This is a genomic window from Ralstonia sp. GX3-BWBA (assembly GCF_003290055.1).
In the GTDB taxonomy this organism is placed as follows: domain Bacteria; phylum Pseudomonadota; class Gammaproteobacteria; order Burkholderiales; family Burkholderiaceae; genus Ralstonia; species Ralstonia holmesii.
Genome location: NZ_QMKS01000009.1, coordinates 743,205 through 758,718 on the forward strand (window position 1 = coordinate 743,205; position 15,514 = coordinate 758,718).

The 15,514-nt window shown below is 64.4% G+C and carries 15 protein-coding genes and 1 tRNA gene; 11 read left to right on the forward strand and 5 right to left on the reverse strand.

Annotated elements, in window-relative coordinates; all coding sequences use genetic code 11:
- The first annotated feature begins 1 nt into the window (after nucleotide 1).
- The 4 genes from DOD19_RS11040 to DOD19_RS11055 all read left to right on the forward strand — a co-directional run bounded on the left by DOD19_RS11040 (nucleotide 2) and on the right by DOD19_RS11055 (nucleotide 2,177).
- Nucleotides 2–355 (forward strand): FKBP-type peptidyl-prolyl cis-trans isomerase, encoded by a 354-nt coding sequence (locus DOD19_RS11040; protein ID WP_112185486.1) that lies wholly within the window; start codon nucleotides 2–4, stop codon nucleotides 353–355.
- 64 nt (nucleotides 356–419) lie between these two features.
- Nucleotides 420–495, forward strand: a tRNA-Cys gene (locus tag DOD19_RS11045).
- Between the two features lie 135 nt (nucleotides 496–630).
- The gene (locus DOD19_RS11050) at nucleotides 631–1,371 is read left to right on the forward strand and encodes a gamma-glutamylcyclotransferase (RefSeq protein WP_024976316.1); all 741 of its coding nucleotides are present in this window, start codon (nucleotides 631–633) and stop codon (nucleotides 1,369–1,371) included.
- Between the two features lie 11 nt (nucleotides 1,372–1,382).
- Nucleotides 1,383–2,177: an ankyrin repeat domain-containing protein gene (locus DOD19_RS11055; RefSeq protein ID WP_024976317.1), complete on the forward strand. Its 795-nt coding sequence runs from the start codon at nucleotides 1,383–1,385 to the stop codon at nucleotides 2,175–2,177.
- Between the two features lie 28 nt (nucleotides 2,178–2,205).
- Here DOD19_RS11055 and DOD19_RS11060 read toward each other — a convergent pair whose 3' ends face one another.
- Nucleotides 2,206–3,912 (reverse strand): long-chain fatty acid--CoA ligase, encoded by a 1,707-nt coding sequence (locus DOD19_RS11060; protein ID WP_112185488.1) that lies wholly within the window; start codon nucleotides 3,910–3,912, stop codon nucleotides 2,206–2,208.
- A gap of 210 nt (nucleotides 3,913–4,122) precedes the next feature.
- On the opposite strand from DOD19_RS11060, the gene trxA reads away from it, so the two are divergent.
- The 4 genes from trxA (at nucleotide 4,123) to DOD19_RS11080 (ending at nucleotide 6,607) form a co-directional block, all read left to right on the forward strand.
- A complete protein-coding gene (trxA, locus tag DOD19_RS11065) occupies nucleotides 4,123–4,968 on the forward strand; it encodes a thioredoxin (RefSeq protein WP_112185490.1) in 846 nt (281 codons plus the stop codon).
- Between the two features lie 9 nt (nucleotides 4,969–4,977).
- Nucleotides 4,978–5,643, forward strand: coding sequence for a DsbA family protein (locus tag DOD19_RS11070; RefSeq protein WP_112185492.1), 666 nt, complete (start codon nucleotides 4,978–4,980; stop codon nucleotides 5,641–5,643).
- A gap of 81 nt (nucleotides 5,644–5,724) precedes the next feature.
- Entirely contained in the window at nucleotides 5,725–6,141 is a 417-nt protein-coding gene (locus DOD19_RS11075; protein WP_112185494.1) for a bacteriohemerythrin, read from the forward strand.
- Nucleotides 6,142–6,238: 97 nt separating this feature from the next.
- Nucleotides 6,239–6,607: a thioredoxin domain-containing protein gene (locus DOD19_RS11080; RefSeq protein ID WP_112185496.1), complete on the forward strand. Its 369-nt coding sequence runs from the start codon at nucleotides 6,239–6,241 to the stop codon at nucleotides 6,605–6,607.
- On the opposite strand, the gene tcdA is transcribed toward DOD19_RS11080, so the two are convergent.
- Nucleotides 6,575–7,480: a tRNA cyclic N6-threonylcarbamoyladenosine(37) synthase TcdA gene (gene tcdA / locus DOD19_RS11085; protein WP_024976323.1), complete on the reverse strand. Its 906-nt coding sequence runs from the start codon at nucleotides 7,478–7,480 to the stop codon at nucleotides 6,575–6,577. The genes DOD19_RS11080 and tcdA overlap by 33 nt on opposite strands.
- An 81-nt stretch (nucleotides 7,481–7,561) precedes the next feature.
- Here tcdA and DOD19_RS11090 point away from each other — a divergent pair, with 81 nt between their 5' ends.
- On the forward strand, nucleotides 7,562–9,847 hold the full coding sequence (locus DOD19_RS11090; RefSeq protein ID WP_112185498.1) for an AsmA family protein: 2,286 nt from the start codon (nucleotides 7,562–7,564) through the stop codon (nucleotides 9,845–9,847).
- A gap of 22 nt (nucleotides 9,848–9,869) precedes the next feature.
- On the opposite strand, the gene DOD19_RS11095 is transcribed toward DOD19_RS11090, so the two are convergent.
- From DOD19_RS11095 to DOD19_RS11105, 3 genes are read right to left on the reverse strand one after another with little or no spacing between them, the layout of a single operon-like run.
- Nucleotides 9,870–11,129, reverse strand: coding sequence for a cytochrome c (locus DOD19_RS11095; RefSeq protein WP_235193186.1), 1,260 nt, complete (start codon nucleotides 11,127–11,129; stop codon nucleotides 9,870–9,872).
- Between the two features lie 25 nt (nucleotides 11,130–11,154).
- On the reverse strand, nucleotides 11,155–12,765 hold the full coding sequence (locus tag DOD19_RS11100; protein ID WP_112185500.1) for a GMC family oxidoreductase: 1,611 nt from the start codon (nucleotides 12,763–12,765) through the stop codon (nucleotides 11,155–11,157).
- A complete protein-coding gene (locus DOD19_RS11105; RefSeq protein WP_112185502.1) occupies nucleotides 12,765–13,250 on the reverse strand; it encodes a sugar dehydrogenase complex small subunit in 486 nt (161 codons plus the stop codon). Before DOD19_RS11105 ends, DOD19_RS11100 begins: the two co-directional genes overlap by 1 nt.
- A gap of 208 nt (nucleotides 13,251–13,458) precedes the next feature.
- Here DOD19_RS11105 and pdxH point away from each other — a divergent pair, with 208 nt between their 5' ends.
- Entirely contained in the window at nucleotides 13,459–14,097 is a 639-nt protein-coding gene (gene pdxH / locus DOD19_RS11110) for a pyridoxamine 5'-phosphate oxidase (RefSeq protein ID WP_112186014.1), read from the forward strand.
- A gap of 196 nt (nucleotides 14,098–14,293) precedes the next feature.
- Nucleotides 14,294–15,514: a cyclopropane-fatty-acyl-phospholipid synthase family protein gene (locus DOD19_RS11115; protein ID WP_112185504.1), complete on the forward strand. Its 1,221-nt coding sequence runs from the start codon at nucleotides 14,294–14,296 to the stop codon at nucleotides 15,512–15,514.

Genomic DNA, 15,514 nt, shown 5'->3' on the forward strand with positions numbered 1-15,514 from the left:
CATGACCATCGAAACCACCGCAAGCGGCCTGCAATACGAGGATGTCGTCGTCGGCGACGGCGCTGAAGCCACGGCCGGCAAATACGTCACCGTGCACTACACCGGCTGGTTGTACGACAACGGCCAGGCCGGCAAGAAATTCGACTCCAGCAAGGACCGTAACGACCCCTTCGCCTTCCACCTGGGTGGCGGCATGGTCATCAAGGGCTGGGACGAAGGCGTTCAAGGCATGAAGGTCGGCGGCACGCGCAAGCTGATCATTCCGGCGGCCCTGGGCTACGGCGCACGCGGCGCAGGCGGCGTGATTCCCCCGAACGCAACGTTGCTTTTTGAGGTCGATCTGCTGGAAGTTTGATCCTGCGCTAGAATCCGCCCCGGCTTGCGATGTGCCACGCGGTGCATCGCAAGCCGCCTCCCCCGGCGGGGTGGCAGAGTGGTCAATGCTGCGGCTTGCAAAGCCGTATAAGACGGTTCAATTCCGATCCCCCGCCTCCAGTTTTCCGGCTGCGCATGCTCCACCGTTGCGGCCGCGCCATAGTCAAACGCCCCCGAGCATCGCAACGCCCCGTTTCCGGGCCATCGGCCGTCAGCCCGCGTGACCACTCGTAACGATTGCTCTATGCTTGCGACATGGCCGTCACCCGAGAGGATCTCGAACAGAACCGGTTGCGCGCCGCCCTGGGTGATTCGCCCGTCGCGTCGTCGTTGCTGACCGAGGCTGCGCTGGAAGCGTCGCTTGCATCGACGCTCGCGCGGTTGTCGGCCGCGCACGGCGAATGCCAGGACGCCTGGGTGTTCGGCTACGGCTCGCTCATCTGGAACCCGATGATCTTCCACACCGAGGCCGCCCGCGCCACGGTGCATGGCTATCACCGTGGCTTCTACCTCTATTCCCGTATCAATCGCGGCACTTGGGACAACCCCGGGCTCGTGCTCGGTCTGGACCGTGGCGGCAGCTGCCGAGGCGTAGCCTTCCGCGTACCGCGCGACCATGCGGAGCACGAATTCCGCGTGCTCTGGCGCCGCGAAATGCTGACCGGCGCGTACCTCCCCCGCTGGCTGCCCACCGAAATCAATGGCCGACGCGTCATGGCGCTGGCTTTTGTCATGAACCGCGCGCATGAGGCCTATGCCGGCCGTCTGCCCGACGAGCGCGTGGTCGGCTGCCTGCGCGAGGCGGTCGGGCTGTACGGGCCGGCACGCGAATACCTACAGCGCACGCTGATCGGCCTGGCCAGCAATGGGCTGCACGATCCGTATCTGGACCGCCTGTGGTCACGCCTGCAGGCCACCGACGCGGCAAACGCCCCCTGCGCGACAACGGACGCAACCGACACCGCGCCGCTTCCCGATCCCTATCTCAGCGCCTGAACCCGCCCGCCATGCTTATCGCTCCGCGCCCCGCGATCAACCAGCTCATCGGCGTCATGCTGGGGATGGCACTGGCCGTGGGCGACATGGCCAATGCGTGGCAGGAGCAACACCTGCCGGTCCTGCATGTGGCAGCCAACGCGAGCGCCAAAGTGGCACCCGGCGCGGCACGCCCGGCCGACGCCCGCCCCACCCGCCGCAGCGACCCCGCCACGCGTGACCGCGACCTGATCCTCGCCGCGCAGGCCGGAAACACGATGGCCATCCAGTCGTTGCTGGCCGAAGGCGCCAGCCTCAAGGCGCGTGATGCCGAGGGCCGCACGGCCCTCATCGCCGCCGTCATGGCGCACATGGGTGCGGCAGCACGCTTGCTCATCCAGGCCGGTGCCGACGTCAACCTGCAGGACAACACGCAGAACAGCGCCTTCCTGCTCGCTGCCATCCAGGGCGATGCGGAAACGGTACGCCTGGCCCTGTCGCACGGCGCCAACCTGCGCGCCACCAACGCTGATGGCGATACTGCGCTTATCCCGGCTGCGCGCCGTGGCTACGTCGAAGTCGTCAACGAACTCGTGAAGGCCGGCGTACCGCCCGATGCCACCAACAACCTGGGCCTGACCGCGCTGATCGAAGCCGTGGCCCTGGGCGATGGCAGCGACAAATACGAGAAGACCGTGCAGCTCCTGCTCGACGGCGGCGCCGACCCCAACCTGGCCGACCGCGGGGGCGTCACGCCGATGCGGCATGCGCGTCAGCGTGGCTTCCACGGGATCGGCGCACTCTTGTTCAAGGCGCGCGGACATTGAAAAAGGGGCCACTGAGGCCCCTTTCTCATTATGCCGCCGCAGGTTTCGCGGCCACTTCGTTCCTTGCGTTTTCCTGCTCCTGCAACGTGCGCCACATCACCTTGCCCGTGCCGGACTTGGGCAGCGCATCCACAAACTCCACCACGCGCGGGTACTTGTAGGCGGCCATGTTGTCGCGCGCCCAGTTGATGATGTCCTCTTCGGTGGTCTTGCCCTTGGCGTGGGCCTTGAGCACCACCACCGCTTTGACCGACTCGCCGCGATACGCATCGCGCGTGCCGATGATGCAGGCCTCCTGCACGTCGGAGTGCTTGTACAGCAGGCTCTCCACCTCGGCCGGCCAGACCTTGAAGCCCGACGCATTGATCATGCGTTTCAGGCGGTCGGTGAGGAAAAAGTAGCCATCTTCGTCCATCCTGCCGAGGTCGCCCGTGCGGAAGAAGCGCTTGCCTTCGAATTCGATGAAGACTTCGGCACTGGCCTGCGGCTTGCCCCAGTAACCCAGGAAGACCTGCGGGCCGCTGACGATGATTTCACCCACCTCGCCAATCGGCAGCTCCTGCAGCGTCTGCGGATCGACGATGCGAGCGTCGGTGTTGAACACGGGAATGCCCAGGCACTGCTGCTTGGCCCGATCCGCCGGATTGCTGTGCGTAGGCGCGATCGTTTCCGACAGGCCGTAGCCTTCCTGGTACGCGAGGTTGAAATCCTTCAGCAACCGCTCGGCCACTGCCTGCGGCATCGCCGCGCCACCGCCGCCGATGTAGGCCAGGCTCGACAGGTCGAACTCCGCCAGCTGCGGGCTCGCCAGGAAGTCGATCACCATGGTCGGAATGTTCGTCCAATGCGTGATCTTGTAGCGCGAGATCAGCCGCCCTGCCACCTCGCGATCCCAGCGGGGCAACATCACGACCGTGGAGCCCATGTAGATAGGTGCGTTCATGCCGTACTGCATGCCGGTCACGTGGAACAGCGGGATGATCGACAGACTCACGCCTTCCTTGGTCGAACTCGACCACATCGAACCGCCCACCACGTTGTGCATGACCGTGCGATGCGGGTGCATGCAGCCCTTCGGAAAGCCCGTGGTGCCCGATGTATACGGCATCACGGCCAGGTCGTCCGGCCCGGCGGTGTGCGGGCCCGGCACGAGCCGCTGTGCGAGTGCGTCGTTCCAGGCGACGGCGCCGGGCTGTGCCGGATGCTGCGCGGTAATCCACGCGGGGGGTGCATCTTCGGGATATTCGTACTGGGCCGGCAGCGCATCGGCGTACGACGTGACCAGCAGGTGCTTGGTGCGTTGCGCCTCCGGCAGCTCGGCGTTGGCCGTGGTCACGTTGACGGCCAGATCTGCGCTGCAGATGACCGTAGCGGCGCCCGCATCGGTGATGTAATGCTTGAATTCTTCCGGCCGGTTCATCGGATTGACCGGCACGACCACCGCATCAGCGCGCAGGATGCCGTAATACGCGGCCATGAACTGCGGACAGTTCTGCATATAGAGCAGCACGCGGTCGCCCTTTTGCACCCCCGCCACCTGCTGCAGCCAGCCAGCCACGGCCACCGCATCGTCGTGCAGCTCACGGAAGGTGGTGTGGCGACCGTAGAAGATGATCGCGTCCTTGTCCGGATAGCGTCGGGCAGACACTTCCAGGTTGTACCAAAGGCTCGTTTGCGGCGAGCTGATGTTGTGCGGCAAACGTCGGGGCCAGAACTGGAAGTGCGGTCGTGTCATGCCATGTCTCCGTGAATCTGTGTGTTGTTTTTACCGGATGGTATCCGAACGATCGTTCTATTTTCAACCGTTGCCCTGACATACGTTATTGCGGCGGACAAAAGGCGGGCAGATCGCCTGGAAACGGTCTGCTCCACCCCCAAGTAAAATGCACGATACCTCTCGCCGGTGCGTATGCCGGCGCCATTGCCCCTCAGGAGAATCCCGACGATGAGCGACATCACCTCGCAGAATTTCGCGCAAGAAGTGATCGAAACCTCTCGCCAGGTCTCAGTGCTCGTTGATTTCTGGGCGCCATGGTGCGGTCCGTGCCGCACATTGGGCCCGATGCTGGAAAAGCTGGAGGCCGAGTACGCCGGAAAATGGAAGCTCGCCAAGATCAACTCGGACGAAAACCCCGAGCTTTCCGCCCAGTTCCACGTGCGCAGCATCCCGTATGTGGTGGCGTTCGTGGATGGCAAACCGGTCGACCAGTTCGTCGGCGTCTTGCCCGAAGCGCAATTGCGGGCGTTTCTGGACCGCGTGATTCCGCAACCCGCAGAAGTCGCCTATCGCGAAGGGCTGGCCGCGAGCCAGGCCGGCGAAACTGCCCACGCGCGCGAAGCGTTCCAGAACGCCCTGGCATTCGACCCGGGCTTCGATGCCGCCCGCTTTGAGCTGGTGAACCTGTTGCTGGACAGCGGCGACGTGCATGCCGCGCAGGGCGAATTCGCACTGCTCTCCCCCAAGGCGCCGCAGGACGAACGCTATGCCCCGCTGGAAACGCGGCTGAAGGCCACCGAACGGGCCGATACGCTGCCCGATGCCGGCGCCCTGCGCACGGTCGTGGGAGCGGAGCCCGGCAATCTGCAGGCGCGGCTCGATCTGGCGCAACAGTACATCGCCGGCAAGGATTACGAAGCGGCCTTGGAGCAATTGCTCGCCATCGTTGAGCGGGATCGCACATTCCGTGACGACCTCGCCCGCAAGACGATGGTCTCGGTATTCGACATGATGCGCGACGCACCGCAGGCGGTATCGCACTGGCGCCGGCAGCTGGCGTCCAAACTGAATTGAGGAGCCGTCATGCGACTGATCTACGTAGCCGATCCGATGTGCTCCTGGTGCTACGGTTTCGGCCCGCAGTTGGCTGACCTGCGCAAGCGGCTGGCCGACACCCTCGGCGCGCCTGTGCCCGTCACGCTCATCACCGGCGGCCTGCGCCCCGGCCAACGCGAACCGATGGCTGCAGACAAGCGCGACGAAATCCTGCACCACTGGCATGCCGTGGCCGAACGCAGCGGCATGCCGTTCGACCAGTCGCCCGAGGCGGCCATACGCCGCAATGGCTTCGTCTACGACACCGAACCCGCCTGCCGCGCCGTCGTCATGGCGCGCGAGCACTGGGCCGAGGACGACGAACGCGTGCTCACCGTCTTCCATGCCATCCAGCACGCCTTCTACGCCGAAGGCCGCGACACCACACAAGCCGACGTGCTGCGCGACGTTGCACTCGCCAATGGCGTTGAGGCGGCACACTTCGATGCCGTGTTCGACACGGACGCGTTGCGCGACGAAACGCGCGAAGACTTCCGACTGTCGCGCCGCTGGGGCATCACCGGCTTTCCCAGCTTGCTGGCCGAACTGGGCGGTGCGCTGTATCAGATCGGGCGTGGCTATGCGCCGTCGGTGGCGCTATACACGCGGGCGGTAGAAGTGCTTCAGCAGCATCCCGCACCGGACGCCGGCTAATACGTTTGCCCGACGTCAAACTGTGGTGAGGTGGCCGTCGCTTAAGCTGACCGCCTCGCCCATCCAATTCTTCAGCCTGCCATGCCCGTGATCGAATGGTCCGAGGCGCTCCAACTAGGAGACGCCGCCACCGACGCCAACCACGCCGAATTCTGCGCGCTGCTCAACGCCATCGCAGATGCCTCGGACGCCGAGTTCATTCCCGCGCTCGACGCCTTCATCGACCACACCGAGCACCATTTCGGTGAAGAAAACACGTGGATGGACGCCGCGGACTTCCCCCCGCGCCACTGCCACCGCGGTGAGCACGACAACGTGCTGGCGCTGTGCCGCGAGGTGCGCAAGCGCGCCGCCGCCGGCGAGATGGATCTGGGCCGGCGGCTGGTGGCGGAATTGCCAGAGTGGTTTGCCCAGCATGTGGACGTGATGGACCGGATGATGACGACGTACCTGGCGCAAATGGGCAGCGCGGTGCGCAACATCGAGCACGTCGGCTGAACCCGGGTTGTCGACCGGCGGTCTGCTGCCTAGAGTCAAAGTGGCCCTGCCCGCTGGCCTTCGTTGCGCGGGCGTCCACTCCACCCTGGGAGCGCCCATGAAGATCGTCAACGAAGCCTCGTTTCAATCCGATGTGATCGACGCCTCGCAACGCAGCCCGGTGGTGGTGTGCTTTGCCGCGGAGTGGAGCCACCCAAGCCAGTCCGCCGTGGCCAGCCTCGAACAGATGGAATCGAGCTTCGCCGGACGCGCCACATTCGTCACCATGGATTTCGACGAGAACCAGCACACCGCTGATCGATACGGCGTGTCGGTCATGCCTGGTTTTGTGGTCTTTGCCAACAGCCAGCCACGCGACGGATGGTCGGGCGTGTATGCCGACGCCATCCGCGAGAAGCTTGATCAGGTCATCCCTCGATCAAGCAGCACGCCGTCAGACACCGGCGATCGCACGCAGCGCCGTTGACGCGGCCACCATCCCGAACACCGCCGTCACGCAAACGGACGAGCCAAAGCCCGCGCATGCCAGGCCTTGCGGCCCTTGCTGCGCAGGCTGCGGAGCGGGCGGCGCGTTGACCACGGCAATATCCCCAGCCGCTGCAAGGTCGTCGATGCCGGCGTGGCTCGACTCGACCGGCAACTCGACGGCGCACGCCTGTTGCTCGGGTTCGGGATAGCGCAGCGGCTCGTCCGAGAAGACGGCATCGATGCCGAAACGTGACTTCGGGTTTTTCGGAAAGCCATGCTGGCGGCGGAGGTTGCCGCGCACCTTGGCGAGCAGCGGATCTTGAATCGTGCGCGAGAGGTCCGTCACGCGAATGCGCGTCGGGTCCAGTTGCCCGCCTGCAGCGCCGCACGTCACCACGCGTTTGCCGGTGCGTTTGCAGAACGCGATGATGGCCGTCTTCACCTTCACCGCATCGATCGCGTCGATCACGTAATCGAACGGATGGCCAAGCAGTGTTTCGACGTTCTCGACCGTCACGAAATCATCGATGCGGCTGATCTCGGCGCGCGGATTGATCTGCAGGATACGCTCGGCCATGGCGTCGACCTTGGCCATGCCATACGCATCGCCCAGCGCGTGAATCTGCCGGTTGGTGTTGGACACCGCGATGTGATCGAGGTCGATCAGGGTGAACTTGCCCACACCGCAGCGCGCCGCCGCCTCGGCCACCCACGAACCCACGCCGCCGATGCCGATCACGCACACGTGCGCCGCCGCAAACCGCTCCAGCGCCTGCGGACCGTACAACCGGGCAACACCGCCAAACCGGCGTGCGTATTCATCATCGAGGACGGGCGGGTGCGCTGGCGCGCTGATTGCTACTTGGCTCATGACACAATTGAATCGTGGTTGCGCCGAACTATATATCAACGTGCGCAGTCGCATTTTTGTGCCAATACCAACAAAAAGACGATGCGTACATCCGGCAAACTCGCCCTCGGACTGGTCATCACACCCGTCGTCATCGTGGCAGCGGCGGTCATCTTTGTGCTGACGTTCGACTGGAACCGCGCAAAGCCGTATCTGAATGATCGCGTCTCGCAAGCCATCGGGCGCCCCTTCGCCATCAACGGCGATCTGATGCTCACGTGGAAGAAGCCCGAAGGCGAATCCGGCTGGCGTGCATATGTGCCCTGGCCACGACTGATTGCCAACGACATCACCATCGGAAACCCGGATTGGGCCAAGCAGCCGAACGTGGCCACCATCCATCAACTCACGTTTGTGCTGGAGGCGCTGCCGCTGCTGGCGCATCGCATCGTCATCCCCAGCGTGACACTGGACACGCCCGCCATTGCGCTGGAGCGCGACAAGCAGAACCGCAACAACTGGACGTTCGATCTGGCGGGCAGCGAGGGCGACAACAAGAAGCCGTCGGACTGGAAGCTGGACCTGCGCGAGATCGCCTTCAGCAAGGGCTCGCTGGCCCTGGACGATGACATCAAGCGCATTCACCTGACAGCGGCCATCGACACCGTCGACAACCAGACGCTATACACCGCCGCCAACGGCACCGCCATCAAGAGCGCGGACCAGCCCGGCGGAGTGCCGGCTGCATCCGGCGCGGCAGCATCCGATACCGCCGCGCAGACGCGGGCGGAGCCGGATCCGCAGCAGCCTTACGGCATCGCGTGGACGGTCAAGGGCACCTACAACAACGCCACCATCAAGGGCAGCGGCAAGGCCGGCGGCGTGCTGCGCCTGCAGGAGGCACAACGGCCCTACCCGCTGCAGGCCGACGTGACGGTCGGCAAGACGCGCATCGACCTGGCAGGCACGCTCACCAACCCCGCCAGCCTGACGGCCATCGACTTACGCCTGCACCTGTCGGGCGCAAGCATGGCGCAGTTGTATCCGCTGACCGGCGTGGTGCTGCCGGATACGCCGCCGTTCGACACCCGCGGCCGGCTGATCGGTGAACTGCGCAAGCAAGGATCGACGTGGCGCTACGAGAAATTCTCGGGCCGCGTGGGCGGCTCCGATCTGGGCGGCACGCTTACCTTTGCGATGCGCGAGCCCCGTCCGCAATTGACAGGCGAACTCGTTTCGCATCAATTGCTGTTCGCCGACCTCGCGCCAATCATCGGTGCCGACTCCAACGCCAGCAAGGCCAAGCGCGCCGACCCGAGCGCCGACCCAGGTGACAGCAAAACCGTGCGCCAGCCGGCCGACAAGGTGCTGCCGGTCGAGCCCTTCCGTACCGATCGCTGGAACGCCATTGATGCCGACGTGAAGTTCACAGGCGAGCGCATCGTCCACACAGCAGATCTGCCGATCAACCACCTCGTTACGCACGTCAAGCTGCAGGACGCCCTGCTCACGCTCGACCCACTCAACTTCGGCATTGCGGGCGGCACGCTTTCCTCCAACATCCAGCTCGACGGACACGCCACGCCCATGCAGGCGCGCGCCGCGCTGGCGGCACGGCACTTCAAGATCAAACAACTGTTCCCGAAGATCGAATCGGTGCGCGCCAGCGTGGGCGAGATCAACGGCGATGCGCGGCTCTCAGCCACGGGCAACTCGGTGGCGGCGCTGCTCGGTTCATCCAACGGCGAGGTGAAGATCCTGGTGGAGCAAGGCACCATCAGCAAGTTCATCCTGGAAGCCATGGGGCTGAACGTGGGCAACGTGATCCTGACCAAGCTCTTTGGCGACAAGCAGGTCACCATCAACTGCGCGGCGGGCGACTTTGCTGTGAGCAATGGTCTGGCGCAGGCGCGCACGTTTGTGGTGGATACGCAGGATGCCGTCATCGACGTGACCGGCGCGACGAGCTTCAGGCAGGAAGCGCTGGACTTCACCATTCATCCGGATTCGAAGGGGCTGCGCGTGTTTTCGCTTCGCACACCGCTGTATGTGAAGGGCACATACAAGCATCCGGATGTGTCGATTAACCCGGCAGTCGTGGCGCTACGGGCAGGCGGCGCAGTGGCGCTGGCATTGACGGCGCCGGTGGCGGCGGTACTGCCGGTGCTTGAGCTCAAGCCTGCACCGGAGAGCGCCTGCGGCAAGCTACTCGCCGATGTGCGCCAACGCCCGACTGCGCCGCCGCCGGGCAAGACGTATCACAGCAAGAACCCGGGCCGCACGCCGGAAGGCGATTTGAAATCGACGCAGCCCGACTCGGGCAAGACCGCTGTGCCCCAGCGTCCCGCAGCACCCGCGTCGCGCGACCCGCACACGACCGGCGGCTGACTTGCCGCCGGCACCGTCGCCGCTACTTCGCTGAACGCCGCTTTGCGATGGCCTCCGCCGTCACCGCCGGCGTGGCCGGATCGCCAAACTGGCGCGTGACGTAGTTCGTCAGCGCGGCGAGCTGTTCGTTGGACAATTGACGCCCAAACGCCGGCATGCCGATGTGCTTGTCGCCTGCCTTGCGCTCAATGCCAAACAACATCACCTGCACAAGGTTGGTCGTGTCCCGCGTGCCGACCGCTGAGTTGTGCAGCAGCGGCGGGTAATAGCCATCGGGCGTGCCACGTCCATCAGCCTGGTGACACGTGGCGCAATTGCCAAGGTACAGGCGCGCGGCGTCAATCGTGGTTTCGATGGGCTTGCCGCGCAGCGCGGTCACATCGGTGGCAGGCTTGCCCCAATCCTGTCGTGCGCGTTCAAGGTTGTTGCTTACCGCTGGCACGGTGCGCAGGTATTCGGCGATGGACTCGACGTCCTGCATGGTCATCCGCGAAAAGCTGTGCTGCACGGCTTCGCCCATCGGCCCCGCGGCTTGCGCCACGCCGGGCACGCTGCCGGTGCGCAGATACTGGACGAGCTGTTCAGGCTTCCAGGCGCCGATGCCGCTCGTTGGGTCCGACGTGATGTTGAATGCCGTCCAGCCCGCGAGGGTTGAGCCTGCAAGATAGCCGCTGCCGCGCTCGTCCAGTGCCTTCTCCTGCATGGCGAAGCCGCGCGGCGTATGGCACGTGCCGCAGTGTGCGAGGCCTTGCGTGAGGTACGCACCGCGATTCCACGTCGGCGACTTGTCATCCTTCGGGGTGTACGGCTCGCTCTTGAGGAAGACGAGGTTCCACAGCTTGAGCGGCCAGCGCATGTTCAGCGGCCAGCGGATCGTGCTCGGTGGCGGATCGTTCTGCACGGCCGTCACGCCGTTGTGGAAATACGCATAGAGATCGCGCATGTCCGCATCGTTGATCTTCGCGTACGACGGATACGGCATGGCCGGATACAGATTGTCGCCGTCGTCGTCCACGCCTTTTCGCACGGCGCGCTCGAATTCTTCGTAGGTCCATTTGCCGATGCCGGTCTTCTCATCGGGCGTGATGTTGCTGCTGTAAATGGTGCCCAGCATCGGAATCTGCATCGGCAAGCCGCCGGCAAAGGGCTTGCCGCCGGGCGCCGTATGGCAGGCCGCACAGTCCGCCACAATCGCGAGGTATTCACCGCGTTTGATCTGCGCAGCGTCAGCCGGTGTGTCCTTCGCCCAGGCATTCGTCACGAGGCCGGTCAGCAACAACATCGAGAAAGAAGCGATCGATTTCATCTCACGCCTCCTTCTTCAGTTGGTCAGCAATGCGCAGGGCCAGCGCCGCGATGGTCAGCGTCACGTTGACGGTGCCCACGGTCGGCATGGTGGAACTGCTGCTGATGAACAGGTTCGGGTGATCAAACGTCCGGCAATCCTTGTCGACCACGGAGTCTTTCGGATCGGCACCCATGATGGTCGCGCCGGTGATGTGGTTGTTGGGCGCGAAGTCGTCGTGGAATTCGACATTGGTGCCACCCATCACCTGCGCTGCCGTCGCGTAGACCTCCCGCGTATGCACCGCGCTGCGTTTGACGTAGTCGTCAATGTGGTACGTGATTTCGGGGCGTGGAATGCCGATGGCATCCACTTCCGTCGCGCTCGGCACGATGCGGTTCTCGGGCAGCGGCAGGATCTCGTGAAAACTGTCGAACTGGACGTAGCGCGCGGCCTGGTCGCGGATGCGCGCATCGAGTTCGGCCGGCTTGATCAGCTTGCCTTCCTTGAAGATGCGTTGCGTCTCCTGCTCGATGCGCGAGATGTTCGACAGGTGCAGCTTCTTGCCAGCCTGCGTGGCACGGAATGGCCCGTCACGAAAACCGATCAGCGAGGTCATTTCCTGCGGCCCGCGGCCGGGCCATAGCTTGCGGTCGGCATAGAAGCTCACGCCGGTGCCGGGGTGGTCCATCAGGTTGCGCCCCACCATGTCGGAGCTGTTGCCCACGCCCTTCGGAAAATCCTGGCTGGTCGACATCAGCATCAGCTTCGGCGTTTCGATGCCGTTGGCGGCCAGCACGAACCACTTGCCTTCCACGCGGTGCTCGGCGCCTTTCGAGTCCTTGTAGCGCGCGGCCACGATGCGCTTGTTGGGGCCGACTTCGAGCTTGAAGACAACGGCGTTCTCGATCAGCCGCGCGCCGGCCTGCTCGGCTTTCTCCACATGGACGATGCCGTTGTACATCGCGCCGATCGGACAGATCGGCATGCAATTGTTGTTGCCGCAGCAGGTCGGGCGACCGTCGTACGGGCGGCTGTTGCGTGCCACGGGTTCGGTCACCACGTGGAAGCTCGCGTCATGCGCATTGAGCGCTTCCTTGATCGTGCGCTCATTGAACGAGAGCGGAGGCGGAGCCATGGGATACGGCTGGCTGCGCGGCGAGCCGAGGTCTTCGTCGTTCGGCCCCCATACGCCCAGCGCCTCTTCGGCCAGGCCGTAATAGCGCTCCAGATCCTGATACTGGATCGGCCAATCGCGCGCGATGCCGTACACGCTGCGCAGCTTGAAATCATTCGGCAAAAAGCGCCACGTCGATGCGGCCCAGTGCCACGTCGTGCCGCCCACCGCCCGGATGTACTGCGAGTTGAACTGATGCTCGCCCTTGAGCACGAGGTAGTTGTTGGGCGGCCCATATTCCGGGTGCGGCGCCCAGGGCGTGGATGGATACGGAGCCATGAAATCCATCTTGTCGGCCTGGTTGCGGAAGCGCTCGACGATCTCCCAGCGCGGCAGGCGCGGACCGGCTTCGAGCATCAGCACCGACTTGCCCGCGCGCGCCAGTTCGTACGCCACCAGCGCCCCGGCCACGCCGGAGCCCACCACCACGATATCGGCTTGTTGGGTATCGGCCATCAGACTTGCCTCTCGACAGGGGGCTCGGCCCAGAAGCCTGGCTGGTTCGGGCAATACGTGCGGATGACGAGCGTGTCGGAGACCACGCTGTACATCAGCGCTTGCTCGTACGTGACGATATTGCCGTCGACCACACCCAGGTACCACGCTTCCAGAATCTGCAGCGCGGTCTTCTGCTGCGCATCGGAAAGCGAGCCCGCCGCCAACGCCTGTGCCAGTGGCCGCAATTGCGCGGCAAAGTCGGCGCTGGATTTGCCCAGCGCCGCCAGCAACCGCGTGCCGACGCCGCGATCCAGCGCCGGCCGCGCCGTCAGTGCCTGTGACAACACCATGAATGCATCCAGCGATTCAGTCGGGGCCTGGGCGACCGCACGCAGCACCTGCGAGCCCGCCAGCCCGGCCGCAGCCAACGCCAGCGTGCCCTGCAGCCACTGGCGGCGTGTCAGGCCGGCGACGGTGTCGGGAGAATGGGAACGGGGGGCCATTTCGACATCCTGTTGAAATTTTTGTGGGGAACATGGCAGGCGGCGCCAGCCTGACGCCCTTGACTAGCCAATATAGGCGGCGCACGGCGGACCGCCAGAACAGACGCCGAAGCGTGAAACGTGCCAGCCTGTGCTTGCGCAGGCGCAAACGGCGGCCGCCGATGTTTGTCTATACTCGGCCCGTTCGCATGTTGCATCCGCCACGCTCATGACCTCCATTGCCGATATCCGCACCGATTACGCCCGCGCTTCGCTCGACATTGCCGACGTCGACGCCAACCCCCTGCGCCAGTTCCGACGCTGGTTCGACGAGGCGCTGAAGGCCGAGGTGGCCGAAGTCAACGCCATGACGCTCGCCACTGTCGATGCGCAGGGCCAGCCGGCGGCGCGCATTGTACTGCTCAAGAATCTGGACGAACGCGGCTTCACCTTTTTTACCAATTACGCCAGCCACAAGGGCGAGGAACTGGCCGCTAACCCACGCGCTGCGCTGCTGTTCCACTGGATCGGGCTGGAGCGGCAAGTACGCATCCAGGGCATCGTCGAAAAAGTGAGCGACGCAGAGAGCGATGCCTATTACCACTCGCGGCCGCTAGGCTCTCGGTTGGGGGCGTGGGCGTCGGAGCAGAGCAGCGAAGTGCCCGACCGCGCCACGCTGGAAGCCCGCGAAGCCGAATACAGCCAGCGCTTTGGCGACTCCCCCCCGCGCCCGCCGCACTGGGGCGGTTATCGTTTGCTGCCGGAGCGGCTGGAATTCTGGCAAGGCCGCCCTTCGCGCCTGCACGACCGTCTGGAGTACCGCAAACAGGCAGACGGCAGCTGGACGATCGTCCGCCTCGCCCCGTAGCCGGACGCATAGACGCGCAATACGTTATTGCGCATCGCGTCATGTCGGCACGGCGCTTGCTGGCAGCGGATTGGCCCGGCACGCGCCCGTAAGACCCAGACAGCACAATGGGAAACTTTGTCGTAAGCTAATGTGATCCGTTCGGGCCGCAATCCGATGGCCGCCCCGAACATTTGCACATCAGGGAGGCGTCGACATGTTTTTCCAACAGGCGATTGACCGCAAACTCGAGCAGTGGATCCAGGAAATCCGCGAGTCTGCCGACCTTCCTTTACGCCTGCGGCTATGGAACGGTGATCAATATGAACTGGGCCGCTTCGAGCAGCCCCGCGTCACGCTCACCGTGCGCGAAGCTAGCGCACTGCCGCTGCTGCTGTCCCCCACGCTCAACAACCTTGGCGAGGCGTACGTTCAGGAGAAGATCGATCTGGACGGCAAGCTGGCCGACATCATCAACGTGAGCTACAGCCTGGCTTCTGCGGCTGCGGTCAGCAGTGGAAACGCGCTGGCCCGCGTGGTACGCCACTTCGCCCACACGAAGGAAGGCGACAGGGAGTCGATCCAGTACCACTACGACGTTTCCAACGATTTCTACAAGCTGTGGCTGGACCAGAACATGGTCTACTCCTGCGCTTACTTCGAAAATGGCGATGAAACGCTCGACGAGGCGCAGCTCAAGAAAATCGACCATATCCTCACCAAGATCCGCTTGCAGCCCGGGCAAACGCTGCTTGATATCGGCTGCGGCTGGGGCGCGCTGGTGCTGCGTGCCGCGCAGAAGTACGGCGCGCGCTGCCTGGGCGTGACGCTGTCGCAAAACCAGTACGAGCTTGCCACCGAACGCGTGCGGGCGGCCGGTTTGCAAGACCAGATCGAAATCCGCATCCAGGACTACCGCGACCTCACCGGCCAGTTTGATCGCATCACGAGCGTCGGTATGTTCGAGCACGTCGGTCGCAAGAACCTGCCAGGGTATTTCCGTCGCATGCACGATCTGCTGGCCGATGGCGGCGTCGCCATGAACCACGGCATCACGTCGTCCGACACGGCTGGCGGCGAGAGCTCGATGGGCGGCGGCGATTTCATCGATCGCTACGTCTTTCCGCAAGGTGAACTACCGCACATCTCGCTGGCGCTGAGCGCCGCGCAGGATGGCGGCCTGGAAGCGCTTGACGTTGAAAGCCTGCGCCGCCACTATGCGCGCACGCTTGAGCACTGGGCTGAGCGTTTCGAAACCAACGGCGAGACCATCCGCGCGATGGTGGGCGAGAAAAAATACCGCATCTGGCGCGTCTACCTGGCCGGCTGCGCGCACGCTTTCGACGCCGACGAAATCTCGATCTTCCAGACCGTGCTGCAGAAGGCCGGCAAATCGGCGACGTCGATCCCGTGGTCGCGCCGCTATATCTACGCGTAA